General features: G+C 37.4%; 10 protein-coding genes. 6 read left to right on the top strand and 4 right to left on the bottom strand.

The features are described from left to right. The first annotated feature begins 11 nt into the window (after window positions 1-11). Genes mreC through rodA form a run of 4 tightly spaced genes read left to right on the top strand, consistent with a single transcriptional unit; the run spans window position 12 to window position 4,630 of the window. Window positions 12-851: a rod shape-determining protein MreC gene (mreC, locus tag ACZZZW_RS09635; protein WP_463493093.1), complete on the top strand. Its 840-nt coding sequence runs from the start codon at window positions 12-14 to the stop codon at window positions 849-851. Continuing rightward, a complete protein-coding gene (locus ACZZZW_RS09630) occupies window positions 844-1,359 on the top strand; it encodes a rod shape-determining protein MreD (RefSeq protein WP_463493092.1) in 516 nt (171 codons plus the stop codon). Before mreC ends, ACZZZW_RS09630 begins: the two co-directional genes overlap by 8 nt. Next, a complete protein-coding gene (gene mrdA / locus ACZZZW_RS09625) occupies window positions 1,359-3,368 on the top strand; it encodes a penicillin-binding protein 2 (RefSeq protein WP_463493091.1) in 2,010 nt (669 codons plus the stop codon). The genes ACZZZW_RS09630 and mrdA overlap by 1 nt, the downstream gene beginning before the upstream one ends. Next, window positions 3,368-4,630, top strand: a complete 1,263-nt coding sequence (gene rodA, locus ACZZZW_RS09620) for a rod shape-determining protein RodA (protein ID WP_463493090.1) — start codon at window positions 3,368-3,370, stop codon at window positions 4,628-4,630. Before mrdA ends, rodA begins: the two co-directional genes overlap by 1 nt. A 738-nt stretch (window positions 4,631-5,368) precedes the next feature. Here the strand turns inward: rodA and ACZZZW_RS09615 are convergent. Beyond that, window positions 5,369-6,559: a hypothetical protein gene (locus ACZZZW_RS09615; RefSeq protein ID WP_463493089.1), complete on the bottom strand. Its 1,191-nt coding sequence runs from the start codon at window positions 6,557-6,559 to the stop codon at window positions 5,369-5,371. A 123-nt stretch (window positions 6,560-6,682) separates the two neighbouring features. Here ACZZZW_RS09615 and ACZZZW_RS09610 point away from each other — a divergent pair, with 123 nt between their 5' ends. Continuing rightward, on the top strand, window positions 6,683-7,264 hold the full coding sequence (locus ACZZZW_RS09610) for a thymidine kinase (RefSeq protein ID WP_055910530.1): 582 nt from the start codon (window positions 6,683-6,685) through the stop codon (window positions 7,262-7,264). A 126-nt stretch (window positions 7,265-7,390) separates the two neighbouring features. Next, window positions 7,391-8,185, top strand: a complete 795-nt coding sequence (locus tag ACZZZW_RS09605) for an NAD(P)-binding domain-containing protein (RefSeq protein ID WP_463493088.1) — start codon at window positions 7,391-7,393, stop codon at window positions 8,183-8,185. Between the two features lie 30 nt (window positions 8,186-8,215). On the opposite strand, the gene ACZZZW_RS09600 is transcribed toward ACZZZW_RS09605, so the two are convergent. The 3 genes from ACZZZW_RS09600 to ACZZZW_RS09590 form a co-directional block, all read right to left on the bottom strand. After that, window positions 8,216-11,602: a DEAD/DEAH box helicase gene (locus ACZZZW_RS09600; protein ID WP_463493087.1), complete on the bottom strand. Its 3,387-nt coding sequence runs from the start codon at window positions 11,600-11,602 to the stop codon at window positions 8,216-8,218. A gap of 228 nt (window positions 11,603-11,830) precedes the next feature. After that, window positions 11,831-12,862, bottom strand: a complete 1,032-nt coding sequence (locus ACZZZW_RS09595; RefSeq protein WP_463493086.1) for a GntR family transcriptional regulator — start codon at window positions 12,860-12,862, stop codon at window positions 11,831-11,833. A 41-nt stretch (window positions 12,863-12,903) separates the two neighbouring features. Next, window positions 12,904-14,289 (bottom strand): FGGY-family carbohydrate kinase, encoded by a 1,386-nt coding sequence (locus ACZZZW_RS09590; protein ID WP_463493085.1) that lies wholly within the window; start codon window positions 14,287-14,289, stop codon window positions 12,904-12,906. Between the last annotated feature and the right edge of the window lie 12 nt (window positions 14,290-14,301).

The following is a 14,301-nucleotide window of genomic DNA, read 5'->3' as shown; positions in this document are numbered from 1 at the left end:
TCCAAACTCAAATGCGTAACCTTTGGATTTTTATCAGTAGATACAACGCATTTTTCTTATTTATCATTTTTTTCACCATTGGGATTTACCTAACGGTTAAAAACAATTCCTATCAGCGTAGCGTAACCTTAAACTCAACAAATGAGGTTGTGGGCACAGCGTACGAACGGTTAAATGTTTTTAAAAGATATTTAAACCTGGGCATGGTAAACGATAGCCTTGCTGCAGAAAATGCCAAACTTAAAAGTCAATTACTTGGATTAACCACAGTAGATACGGCTAAAGATGTTAGGGTTGTGGATACGGTAACCAATCAGGATTACACCTATCTTGCGGCCAAAGTGGTTAAAAATTCCATTACGCTGCGCAACAACATCATGACGATTAATAAAGGTACCGTTGATGGCATACAAAGCGGGATGGCCGTTATTGCACCACAAAAAGGTGTTGTAGGTTTCATTCGTGATGTTTCTGCGCATTTGGCCACTATACAATCACTATTACATAAAGATACCCGGATTAGTGTAACGCTGAAAAAAAACAATGCACTGGGTTCTTTGGTTTGGGGTGATGGAAATTTCGATATCAAAAAGGCGTTTATCAAAGAAGTTCCCAACCACATTAAAATGTATGTGGGCGATACCGTAGTAACTTCTGGCTTTGCCTTTTTCCCTGCCGGAATTTTAGTTGGAAAAATTACTAAACCCAATGTAGCCACCAATGATAATTTCTTATCGGGCGAATTGAATTTATTTACAGATTTTAGCACATTGCAATATGTATATGTGGTAAAAAATAAAAAAGCTGAAGAACAAAAAGCTTTGGAAAGCTTAGCTAAACCAAATGAATAGTAGAATCATTATAGTAAATGTAATCAGGTGGTTTTTACTACTTTTTGTGCAGATATTTCTGCTCAAGAATATGGGCTTTTATGACCTTTCTACGCCATTTATTTATGTGCTTTTTTTGCTCTTACTGCCATTTGGCATACCAAACATTCTATTATATGTTCTAGCATTCGTTACAGGCTTAACACTCGATGCCTTTTATGATACGATGGGCGTACATGCTACCGCCTGTGTTGTGCTGGCTTTTGTAAGAATCTCATTTATATCAATAAGCTTAAACCGCGACGCAATTGATGACCCTGAACCATCGTTAAGTTATATGGGTTTTCAATGGTTTTCTCTTTATGCTTTTCTTTGCGTTATTGCACACCATCTGGTGTTGTTTTTCTTAGAAACATTCAGGTTAACCGAAATTGGTTATACCTTAATGAGATGCGGCTTAAGTTGTATCTTTACACTGCTTATTATTTTATTGGTAGAGTTTATATTCTATAGAAGAACACCACGTTAATGGACCAATTATTTAATCGAAAATATATCGTTCAAGGATTATTTATTGTAATCGCCCTGATTTTATTAGGAAAGTTATTTTATATCCAGGTAATTAGCGATAAGGCCTTTGTTTCTGCAGAAAGTAACGTTTTAAGGAAAATCTACAAATATCCTGCCCGTGGAGCAATCTTAGATCGCAACATGAAGGTAATTGTACAGAACGAACCTGTTTACGATTTGATGGTTACTCCAAACGAGGTGAAACCCTTTGATACCTTGGCACTGGCAAAAGCACTGGACATTAGTTTTGAAGATGTAAGGAAAAAGCTAAAAAAGGCTAGGGCGCAATCCACCTATCAATCTACATTTTTTGAAAGGCAAATTTCTGTTCAAAGCTACGCACGTCTTCAAGAGATAATGTACCGTTTTCCAGGATTTAGAACCCAGGATAGAACCATCAGACATTATCCAGATAGCATTGCTGGACAACTTTTTGGTTATGTGAAAGAAGTAAGTCCTGATGATATTGAAAAATCAGAAGGTTATTATAAACCAGGTGATTTTATAGGGAAAAGTGGGCTCGAGCGTTCTTATGAAGATTTTTTAAGGGGTGAAAAAGGGGTCATAAATACGTTATATGATGCTAGAAATATTGCTCAAGGAAGCTATGCCGGAGGAAAATACGATATTAATGCAATTTCAGGTGATCGTTTGATTTCATCCTTAGATATCAGAATTCAACGCCTTGGTGAAGAATTAATGAAAAATAAAGTTGGTGCAATTGTAGCTATAGAACCATCAACAGGAGAAATTTTAGCTTTCGTAAGCAGCCCTGGTTACGATCCAAATCAGTTGGTTGGAAAAGATTGGGGCAAAAATTACATGAGTTTAATTGCTAATCCTTACCGACCTCAGATTGTTCGACCTATTGCTGGCCAGTATTCTCCAGGATCGTCATTTAAACCTGTTGATGCCTTAGTTGCATTACAGGATGGTGCAATTGATCCAAATACCACTTTTTTTTGTCCGGGATATTACATGGCAGGAAATCATAAGGTAAAATGCGAACATATAGATGGTACAATTAATATGCAACGCGGTATCGCTCGATCATGCAATACTTACTTTTGTCACGTCTTCCAGAGCATAATTACAAAAAATGGGATGAAGAATCAACGTCAAACCTATGCTCACTGGCATGAGCAAATTGCAAAATGGGGTTTCGGACATAAATTGGGAATAGATATGCCTTTCGAAAAAAAAGGAATATTTTATCAGGCTGAACATTATGATAAAATTTATGGCAAACGCTGGGGCTACACTACAGTAATTTCACAGGCCATCGGCCAGGGAGAAATTACCTCTACTCCTTTGCAAATGGCCAATGTTATGGCCGCAATTGCAAACCGTGGGTATTATTTTAAACCTCACCTTATTAAAGGTATTGGAGATAAAAATGTAGTAAAAAAGGAATATGTAGTAAAAAACTATGTTGGCATCGATGCCCAATACTTTCCGCCGGTAATCGAAGGAATGAGAGATGCAGTGAATAGTCCGTGGGGAACTGCAAAAGAATCACAGATTCCAAACATTATTATGTGTGGCAAAACTGGAACCGTACAAAATCCTCATGGAAAAAATCACTCGGTATTTATCGGATTTGCACCAATGGACAATCCAAAGATAGCGATTGCTGTGATTGTAGAAAATGGCGGTTTCGGTGGTTCATACGCTGCCCCTATTTCGAGTTTTATAGTAGAGAAATATTTAACTGATTCCATCAAGCCAAAATCTAATGGCTATACAGTTAAAGCATTCTCAGAAACCAATTTATTACCAGCATTAATTGATAAAACAAAAAAAGTTAAACTAACTAAATTAGACAGTCTAAATCTTAAAAAAGCAGATTCGGTAAAAAGAATCAAAGATAGTTTAAAAATGAAACCGACATTATTGAAACAATCAGCTGCTGTAAAACCTAAAGTGAGCAAAATATTTACAAACAATAATTCTGTAAACAATAAGTAATGATGCAACAACAGGGAAGTCGTTTCTTTTTTAATGTAGATTGGATTACCGTTTTAATCTATATTGCATTATGTGCTATTGGTTTTACCAATATTTATGCATCAGTACCTCCAGAACATTCTGCTGTGTTCAGCTTTAATACACTTTATGGAAAACAGCTCATTTACGTCTTCACGGGCTTGATTTTAGGCCTTTCCATTTTACTGTTTGATGGTCGGATTTTCAATGTTTTCTCTCCCTTTATTTATGGTGGTACATTACTACTCTTATTAGCTGTATTGGTAATTGGAAATAAAGTGGCTGGTAACCAAGCTTGGATTGCAATTGGCTCATTTAAACTTCAACCAGCAGAATTTGCCAAATTTGGTACTGCTTTGTTGCTAGCGAGATATGTGGGAGCGTTTAACCCCAAATTCCGGGATATAAAATCGATCATGATTGCGGCAGCAATTGTACTTGCACCACTACTGCTTATTATGCTACAGCCGGATACCGGCTCTGCACTGGTGTTTCTTGCATTCATGTTTCCATTGTATCGCGAAGGTTTATCAGGTTACTTTCTGCTGATTTTTTTAGGAATGATTGTGCTCTTTATTGCAGACTTTTTAGTTCCAACTTACATTTTAATATTGATTATAACCATAATTGCAAGTTTATTTATTTACAATAACAGAAGAAAACAGAAAGTAATTTTTTCTACGGTTCTTGTTACAGTAATAGCGATAGCCTATTTATTTGTAGTAAAAATTGCTTACGAAAAAGTACTGGCACCACATCAACGCAGCCGTATTGAGTTGATGCTGGGACTAAAAACCGATAATAAAGGTGCGGGTTACAATGTAATCCAATCACAAATTGCCATTGGATCGGGGCAGGCAACCGGCAGAGGTTTTTTACAGGGAACCCAAACTAAATACGGTTATGTGCCAGAACAGAGTACCGATTTTATTTTCTCTACCATTGGTGAAGAATGGGGATTTATGGGCTGTTCGGTTGTAATTGGCTTGTATATATTTTTACTGCTTAGATTGATTAACCTGGCGGAAAGACAGCGGTCTACCTTTTCGAGGGTTTATGGTTATAGCGTAGCCTGTATTCTCTTTTTTCACGTTTTCATCAATATCGGAATGACTATTGGTATTATTCCTGTTATTGGTATTCCTTTGCCTTTAATTAGTTATGGAGGTTCATCTCTCTGGAGTTTTACAATCCTGCTATTTATCTTTTTAAAATTGGACTCTAATAGAATGGGATTTATTTAGGCCCAAGTCTGGACTCGGCGTGCTGAAATAAATTCAGCAAGACGCATATGCTTGAGGTAATCGTCTTCCTCCAGAATTACGTCTTCCTGAACTTGTTTCAGGATCTTTTACTTAAGTTATTTTTATAAGAATAGATGCTGAAATAAATTCAGCAGGACGAATGGGTTAAGATAATAGTCTTCCTCTCCAGAATTTCAGCAGGACGCATGGGGTTGATGTAAACGTCTTCCTTCAGAATTACGTCTTCCTGAACTTGTTTCAGGATCTTTTATTTAAGTTATTTTTATCAGAATAGATGCTGAAATAAATTCAGCAGGACGGATATGGTTGGGATACTCGTCTCCCTCCAGAATTTCAGCAGGACGCATGAGGTTGAGGTAATCGTCTCCTTCCAGAATTGCGTCTTCCTGAACTTGTTTCAGGATCTTTTACTTAAGTTATTTTTATAAGAATAGATGCTGAAATAAATTCAGCAGGACGCATGGGGCTGGGATAATCGTCTTCCTCAAGAATTACGTTTTCCTGAACTTGTTTCAGGATCTTTTACTTATTTACTTTTATAACAATAGATGCTGAAATAAATTCAGCAGGACGCATGGGGATGAGGTAATCGTCTTCCTCCAGAATTACTTCTTCCTGAACTTGTTTCAGGATCTTTTACTTAAGTTATTTTTATAAGAATAGATGCTGAAATAAATTCAGCAGGACGCATGGAGTTCGGCCAAAACGCCAAAGCTCCTACTTACTAAATCTTCTGTTCAGCAACTCATAAAACTGATCTACAGTAGCCTGTTTATTGGCCCAGTTATTTTTTGCGGCATAATTATTCTGAAGGAAACTATCGGCAGCTTCGAAACTATTCATTTTATTGATGATATCAAGCGCTTCCGAATACGCCAGGTTATAGCCATTAAAAAGATCTTTAATAAAAAGCAATTTTTCATTCAAGCTGATTGCCTGTTTTAAATCGGCAATTGGTGCTTTAACAGGCTCTTCTGCTTTCCCGTTGGTTCTGGCCAGCAGATCATTTAAACTAGGGGCTGGTTTTGACGTTACTGGTTCTTGAAATGGTTTTACCGGAACTGCTTCGGGGGTAAATAAAGGGCGTTCCTGCTCAACCGGTGGTGAAATTACAGGATCATCAAATTTTACATCCCTTAGGGCTTCAATCGGTTCGCTTGGCGCAGCAATTGGTGCTTCATTAAATTTAACTTCTTCTTCTTTTTCTTCTTCAATTACCGATGGTTCGTACTCTTCTTCTTTAGGAATTAAAAAAGGTTCAGGGCCAATTTCATCTTCTTCAGCAGGTATAACTTCTGGCTGAACTGCTAAAGCCTCTTCTTTCTCATGTATTTTCTTTTTCTGCGCTAAAATTTCTGCTTCTTCTTTACTCAAAGGACGGTCGAAAATTTCTTCTACAGATTTTGCCTCGTAATCAAACTGATCGCTTTCATCATGTGTACCCAATACAAATTCGAAAGTATGATCGTCTTGATCTGGTTTAAAAAAATCCTTATTTAAAATTGATTCAGCCTTTTCGAACTCAATGGTTTCATCATCTAAAATTTCTTGTTCCGGTTGTACATCCACACGCTCCTCTTCCTCCTGGGCTGTGGCAACTTCTTCCAGTTCTTGTGGATCAAAACAATCATCATCCTCTACATAACTTTTTTCAATTTCAGGGAGGATAATGGTATTTTGTTCGGCTAATAAAGCATGATTGCCAGCTTCAGGAGATTTATCTTCTACAATGGTATTTAATTTTTTAACGATATTGACATGATCAGATAGGAAATGGGCATTTGCCAGAAAAAGCTCCAGCTCCAGATCGTTTAATTGTTGAGGATTTTGAGCTAAAAACTGATATTGCTCATTTAATTCTGTTAAAATATTGCCGATCTTTTTGAAAATATCCTGTTGGTTCATCATAAAATTAAAACGAATTTTTAGTCGATTTATGTTGGTAACTATGTGTTCAAAAATAACACATAATTCTCATATTTGTTCGGTTTAAAAATTATAGAACGGACATAGGGGCATAAAAAATCGGGCATGTTATTTAGCGAACAAAATTTTAGAAGAAGAGGCGAATTTTCGGGAAGTATAGAGGTGGTATGCGGTTCTATGTTTTCGGGAAAAACCGAAGAGCTCATCAGAAGATTAAAAAGAGCGCAGATTGCTAAATTAAATGTCGAAATTTTTAAGCCCCGTACAGATACACGCTACCATGAAACCGCGGTGGTATCGCACGATTTAAACTCCATCAATTCTACCCCTGTTGATAGTGCCTCGGCCATTTTATTGTTAGGTACCAACACCCAGGTTGTTGGTATTGATGAGGCGCAGTTTTTCGATAATGAACTGCCTGAAGTTTGTAACAAGCTTGCGCTTAAAGGCATACGTGTAATTGTAGCCGGTTTGGATATGGACTTTACAGGTAAGCCTTTTGGCCCAATGCCGGCCCTAATGGCCATTGCCGAGCATGTAACCAAAGTAAATGCAGTTTGTGTTTGCTGTGGCAATCCGGCGTTATATAGCTTCCGTACTGCGGCAGATGAAGCAACTGTTTTATTGGGCGAAAAAGAAAGTTATGAGCCCCGTTGCAGGGCTTGCTATAATTTAGGAAAAGGATAAAGCGGTTTAATGGATTAATTAAATGGCTCCAGTGTCAAACTGAAATTAATCAACTTTAACTAAAAACTGCAATCTACAAACTGATAATGGTTTCCCAACATCATCGCCTTGCGCTAAACACATATCATGAAAAAAAATAACATATCAATATTAGGCTGTGGTTGGTTTGGATTGGCATTGGCAAAAAAACTGATCAGTTTAAATTATGCCGTGAAAGGCTCTACAACCAGCTTGGAGAAATTAGCTTTTTTAGAAGCAGAAAATATACAGCCTTATCTGGTCAATTTTACTGCTGATGAAATAGTAGCTGATGATGCATTTTTCGAAGCAGATGTGCTGTTTATCTGTATTCCACCAAAGCGGAATTCGACTGAACTGCTTGATTATCCGCAAAAAATCAATTCAATTTTAACAGCGGCAAAAGATAAATCGAAAAATATAATTTTGATCAGTTCTACGAGTGTTTATGCTGATGAGAACAAAATAGTAAACGAAACCAGTGAGACAAATCCGGATACTGATTCGGGAAAGGTGGTTTTAGCTGCTGAAATACTGTTTAAAGAACTTAATCCGGAAACTTTTACCATCGTTCGGTTTGCAGGATTAATTGGCCCTGATCGTAACCCGGGAAGATTCTTTGCCGGAAAAAGCAACGTCCCAAATGGCCTGGCTCCGGTAAATTTGATCCACCAGGCAGATGCGGTAGGCATTTCGCTTAAAATATTAGAGAAAAACGCCTTTGGCAGAATCTACAATGCCTGCTCGCCAAACCATCCTGCAAAAATGGATTTTTATATCAACGCAGCAACAACCTCAGGACTTGCAGTGCCCAATTTTTTTGTAGAAAAAAAGGATTGGAAAATTGTAGAGAGTGTTAATGTACCGGAGTTTTTGGATTATACGTTTGAAGTTGGTATTTAGCTATACTTTCTTACGTCATTTTTACCGAAGCTAACTCAGCAAGCCCAATAACTCCTTCTTAGTTAAATGCTTAAATAAACTTCCATCAGTCTGGATCAAATCTTTTACCAGATCTTTCTTAGTGGCCTGAAGTTTCATAATTTTTTCTTCAATGGTATCAGGGCAGATTAAACGCACGGCCATTACATTTTTATGCTGGCCAATCCGATAAGCCCGATCTATGGCCTGGTTTTCTACAGCAGGGTTCCACCATGGATCGACGAGGTAAACATAATCGGCCTCGGTTAAATTCAGCCCGGTTCCGCCGGCCTTCAGGCTGATCAGGAAAACCGGAATATCGGCATTCTGCTGAAAAGAATTAACTGCTTCTTCCCTTTTACGGGTTTGCCCGGTTAAGTATGCGTATTTAATTCTCCGGTTTTCCAATTGCTTTTTTATGAGATCAAGCATGGTTACAAATTGAGAAAAAACAAGGATTTTGTGTTTTCCTGCCTTACTTTCTATCTGTTCCATCAAAACATCAATTTTTGAAGAAGCCTGTAAATAAGATTTTCCATCGGCCAATAGCGCAGCCGAATTACAGATCTGCCTTAAGGTGGTAATGCTTTTCAACACATGCATTGAACTTTTCGGCAATTCATCTTCCTGCTTACCTAAAATAAAATCCTGAATTTCCTTCTTGTTTGCTTCGTATACTTCGCGCTGTTCTTCGCCCATTTCGCAATACAGTACAATTTCTGTTTTATCGGGAAGTTCTTTAGCTACCTGTTCTTTTGTTCTGCGCAGAATAAACGGTCTGATTTTTTTCTGAAGCTCCTCTGCCCTCTTACTATCTTTAAACTGATCAATCGGAGTAGAATATAAATCGGCAAACTGCTGCTTACTGCCAAATAAACCCGGACAGGCAAAAGAAAGCTGTCCGTACAAATCAAAGGTATTATTCTCTATCGGTGTACCTGTCATAACCACCTTATTTCGAGATTGCAACATCCTTACGGCCTTATAACGCTGCGAATCCGGGTTTTTAATCAGCTGTGATTCATCTAAAAAGATGTAATTAAAGCGGTAATCTTTTAAGAAACGGATATCAGAAAGCAGTGTTCCGTAAGAGGTTAAAATAATTTCGTAATCATCAAAAGTATCAGTTGTTTTGGTTCTTTGGCCTGCATAAATGGTTTTCACTTTTATAGAGGGCGCAAATTTTTCTACTTCTGTTTTCCAGTTAAAAATTAATGAGGCCGGAACAACTACTAAATTTGTATTGTGGGCTACTTTTTCGCGTTGAGATAATATGAAGGCCAAAACTTGTATGGTTTTGCCAAGTCCCATATCATCTGCCAAGCAAGCTCCGAAATTAAAATCATCTAAGAAGTTAAGCCAGTTTAAGCCATCTTGCTGATAATGGCGCAACGTTGCAGTTAAACCTTTAGGCACTTCAACCTCCTGAATTGCATCAGTGCCTTCAAACTTCTGTTTGTAAAGTTTAAGCTCATTCTTTACCTCTCCATCCAGTAAAGCATCTTCGTACAGTTCGTTTAATGATGCAAACTTAATTTTTGGTGTAAGGATGGCATCTTCCGTTATTTCTCCTGCATTAAAATAGGCAGCAAATTTTTCGATCCACTCATGTGGCAATATGCCCTGAGTGCCATCATCGAGCGTTACAAACTTGCTTTTATTCCTGATGGATTTATGAAGATGCTTTAATGCAACCTGTTGCCTGCCAAATTTCACTTTAACTTTAGTTTCAAACCAATCGGTGCCACTCAAAACCTCAATATTAATTTTAGCTTGAAATTCGCTCAGTTTATTGTTTTTAAGCTGGTTGAAACCTAAAATATGAATGCCTTTGTTGCGCCATACTTCAAAGGCTTCGAGGAACCAGGCTTCTTCCAGAAACCGTTTACGGTGGAGGTAAAAAGAATCATTGGTTTCCTGATCATAAAAATATGGATGCTGTTTTAATACGTTTCCGATAAACTGCAGTTCGGCATTTTCATCGCGGTGTAAAGTAAAAAGGTTGCCCAGTTTATCCTGCGCCTGAATCTGCTTTTTAGATAGGACAGGAATTTCTAAGTTTCCATAGCGCATTACGGGCGTTAGGAGAATATAATCTTCAGATTCTGACAGATAGATCAACTGTTCGTTTTCGAGATCAAACCCTTTTTCTTCTATCTGATTTTTGGTAGCGGGTTTTAAATAAGAATAATCTACGTGAATACTGCCCTCTAAAGGAACCAGAATGGCTTTTTGAAACGCCGGATACTTTGTTTTATGAAGGATTAATCTATTGCTTTGTTTTATAAAAAAACCGATTACGCGTAAAAAATCCAATCTGCCAATTAAATAAAGCTGGTCTTTTAGTTTAATGAAATACTGGTGTACCAAAAAAAGATTATCCAGTTCATAAGATTTTCCTTCGATGATCAGCCTACCTGTAATTTCGAAATAATCATCGCGCTGATTTACAGAAAGACGGAGATCTACTGCCAATAAATGAACCTGAACAGCTGTAATGCCCAAAGCCTGAATGGCAGCAGATTGCTTACTATCCTGCAGGAAAAATGGAAGCTGCTGCGGATTTTTTACGATTGCTTTTAGGGCTTCTATCTCTGCTTCGCTTTGATCGTTATTGTAATTTTGCTGAAAAGCAGTAATGCCACTAAAAAATTTAACCAAATCGTTATCATCAGTTTTAAAGAGTAAATCAGCTGGATTAATTGCTTTTATCGGGTTTTTAACCTTGCCACTTTTGGTAGTTTCGGCTTCGAATAATGATACGGTTAAATTATTGTAATAACGATGCTGACCAAAAACCAGGATCATTTTACCCTGATCATTTTTGATTTTAATTTTTGATTTGGATGGAGGAACTGGTAATAACAGTTCTTCTAAATTTTGCTGAGTTTCTTTATTAAATGGCTGTAGAGCGTCCATTTTTGGACGGATAACTACCTGACCATTTTCATAACGGAGGTTAAACAGCAGATCAAGGTTTTCTTCTTTTTCCAATCCATAATCGACCGCTATTTTTAAAAGCTTTTGTTTCCGCAGGTTTGCATCAAAGAAAATCAGTAAATCCTGCCGCTGTAGAATGTTGTACAAAACCCTTGCCTGGTGCTCACATAATTTATTTTTGGGTGTGGCGCAACGACAAGAGAGTTTTACCGAATTTTCATGCTGTTGTATCTGAACAATGGGAAATTGCAATCCAGATGCTTCATCGCTAAAGGCAGCAAAATCGATTTCAATCTGCTCAGGGTAAAGCTGAAAAAACCCTTTAACATCAGTGTGAACATGTCCGCTCAAATGTTTAAGGATCACGATTTGACTCAGATTTTTCAGGTTAAAATCTTTTAAGATATAATCATATGGATTTTGTTCTGATACCGGTTGCGTGCTTACCTGTTCACTCATTTAAACTGAAATAGCTAAGTGATAAAAGTAATGATTAATAAGTTTTCGCTAAAATGCCTTGGTAGGTTTTTATGCACAATGGATAATTTATTCTCAGAAAAGATTTAGAAAGTAGCTCATAAAATTAAATAAATACGATCCGTCAGCCTGAATTTATTCAGAGTCTTTCTGGCTTAAAAAATGCTGAAATAAATTCAGCATGACGATTTAACTATAAAATTTTACTTACTACAACGACTTCCGCAAGTTCAAATAAAAAGGAACCTCCACTTTTTCTGTTTTTCCGTTTAATATAAATTCGGCAGCTTGTACTCCAAGTTGATTAAAATCCGTGGATATTGTAGTAATCCCATCTAAAATGATTCTTTTTAATGGTGTTTCGTTGTAAGAAATCACGCCAACATCTTTCCCGATTTTAAGCTTTTGGGCAATTAAACGTTCGATAAGCATCACCAGGTCATCTTCCATCAGGTTAATGTAGACCTCGCCAGGATTAATTTCTTCATCTTTGATGTTGTGGATCACTTTGTGATCAAAAGCATATTGCTGGCAAAAACGGTAAAAGCCTGTTAATATCTCGTGTGGGAAATAACTGTTTTTTGGAAAGATAATTTTTAGGGTTCGATAACTGGAAAGCCGACCCAATGCCTGTTCCAAAGCAGCATAAATATCCTGAGCAAAGTTTTCGTAAGCCGCAGCATAATCGCCTGTTACTCCCGGTAATAATTTATCAAGAATAACCAGCTTTTCTTTTGGGATGGTGTTGATGATTTCGTGTGCATTTTCTCCCCCTTCTAAAAAATGTGGAACAATCACAAAGTGCGAATAATCATCCCGTTTGGCCACGATCATTTTCTTAAACAATGCATAATCGTTGTTGTAAATATAAAAATCGATTGCTGCACGCTCTCCCAATGTTTTGGTAAACGAATCGTATATGATTTTTTTGTGTGTACTGAGCTTATTAAACAGTAAGCAAACCTTTAACTTGCGCGAAAAATCGGTATTGATAATAAAATAACCCTTACCCGGTACCGAATCTACTACTCCAAGCTTACGCAGGTTACGGTAACCTTTTTCGGCGGTATCTCTGGACATTTCCAAACTGAAACTCAGTTCGTTAATAGATGGCAATAAACTATTTTTGAGAAGTTTACCACTTTCAATAGCGGCCAAAATGGCATTGGTTAATTGCTTGTATTTTGGCGTTGATGAATACTCATCAACATTAAGATAGGGGATTAAATCTTCTGGTTTCAAAATGGTTTTATAGTCTAGGGATTTCGAATATAAGGAAATTCCTAAAAATCTAACGTACGTTGTATGGCTGAATAGTATTTTAACTGAATCATATCCGTTGGTGCAGGGTTTTCATTCCAGGCATCGTTTATTGCTAAAGCGGTGCCTATTGCGGTTGCTTGCGATACTGAAGAGGCATAAACCTCAATATCAGGAATAGAAGTTGCGAGCAAATGCATATAAATCGCATTTTTACCAAAACCACCATCTACAAAAATTCTTTTCACACCTGAATTTAAAATCAGCCTTAATGAATAAATCTGCTGTTTGATCAGATCGAAAATCAATTGGTGATAGGCTTCTTCTGCGGTTTGAAAAAGATTTAAATCTCGTTCAGGAAAGGCAGAATTTGCCGAAAAACCTTGCTGTTCCTGTTGGTTTTCGGGTATTTTATTGGCCAGCTTCAAAATCATCGAAGGGTTAAACTTCAAATGTTTAAACAGATAGGCAGCACGATCGAAATGTTCGGCAATCCGTTTAAGCTGTACCTCGTGTTCGTAACCCGCAAAAATACGCGAAGCTTTAACGGCTTTACCTTTGAAATGCATGTAACAAAGGCAATCTTGCTTAAGCTCATCGGCTGTTAACGGCTCTTGATTAAAAGGGTTTAAACTGATGCACCAGGTACCGGTTGATATGAGTACAAATGGTGTATTAAAATTAGCAAGATAAGGGATTAATGCGGCTGAACTATCGTGCAAACCAACACCAACCTTTACACTGTTGCCTTCGAAATTAGTTGTAAGACTCGAATCTGCGGGAGTAAAAGTACCAAACTTACCCTCAATTTGCTCAGTGGTAACCCAATTGTGGTACTCACTTTTATTAAAATCCCAAAGCTGCGTATGGCAACCGATACTGGTAATATCGGCCACGGCCTTACCCGTAATTAAATAACTTAAATATTGCGGCAGGTGTAAAGCCCATTTCACCTTTTTAAATATTTCGGGTTTTTCGTGCTTCAGGCGGTACAATTGCATGCCTGAGTTTAAGCTGCCCAAAATTGGTGAGGCTGTTTCCAATGAAATCTTCTCCTCACCACCATACTTATTATAAAAAGCTTTTTTAAGTGCTTCGGGGTATTCTTTTAAATAATTATATAGTGGTGTTAAAGGTTCTCCATTTTCATCCAAATAAACAAAACTGGCACCATAAGTAGAAAAATTTATGGCCTTTACATCGAACTCTTTTAACTGCAAAACCTGATGCATGGAATCGTAAACGGAAGAACGCAGGCTTTCGAGATTTTCGCATGGCTCTCCATCTTCATCAACTGTTTCTACAAAACGTGCAGACCGCTCGTAAACGATGCTGTAATTTTCGTCGATCAGAAACAGTTTTTTATTCGTTTTTCCTACATCAAATATGGCAACAACAGGTTTAGGCATTTCTATTTCTCT

This window comes from Pedobacter sp. AC379, assembly GCF_979258145.1.
The sequence above is the reverse complement of the archived record's forward strand: the minus strand, read 5'-3'. Positions and strand labels throughout refer to the sequence as shown.

Excerpts from the sequence above, each read along its gene's own strand:
- mreC (WP_463493093.1), top strand. The coding sequence starts at position 12 with ATGCGTAACCTTTGGATTTTTATCAGTAGATACAACGCATTTTTCTTA.
- ACZZZW_RS09630 (WP_463493092.1), top strand. The coding sequence starts at position 844 with ATGAATAGTAGAATCATTATAGTAAATGTAATCAGGTGGTTTTTACTA.
- mrdA (WP_463493091.1), top strand. The coding sequence starts at position 1,359 with ATGGACCAATTATTTAATCGAAAATATATCGTTCAAGGATTATTTATT.
- rodA (WP_463493090.1), top strand. The coding sequence starts at position 3,368 with ATGATGCAACAACAGGGAAGTCGTTTCTTTTTTAATGTAGATTGGATT.
- ACZZZW_RS09615 (WP_463493089.1), bottom strand. The coding sequence starts at position 6,559 with ATGATGAACCAACAGGATATTTTCAAAAAGATCGGCAATATTTTAACA.
- ACZZZW_RS09610 (WP_055910530.1), top strand. The coding sequence starts at position 6,683 with ATGTTATTTAGCGAACAAAATTTTAGAAGAAGAGGCGAATTTTCGGGA.
- ACZZZW_RS09605 (WP_463493088.1), top strand. The coding sequence starts at position 7,391 with ATGAAAAAAAATAACATATCAATATTAGGCTGTGGTTGGTTTGGATTG.
- ACZZZW_RS09600 (WP_463493087.1), bottom strand. The coding sequence starts at position 11,602 with ATGAGTGAACAGGTAAGCACGCAACCGGTATCAGAACAAAATCCATAT.
- ACZZZW_RS09590 (WP_463493085.1), bottom strand. The coding sequence starts at position 14,289 with ATGCCTAAACCTGTTGTTGCCATATTTGATGTAGGAAAAACGAATAAA.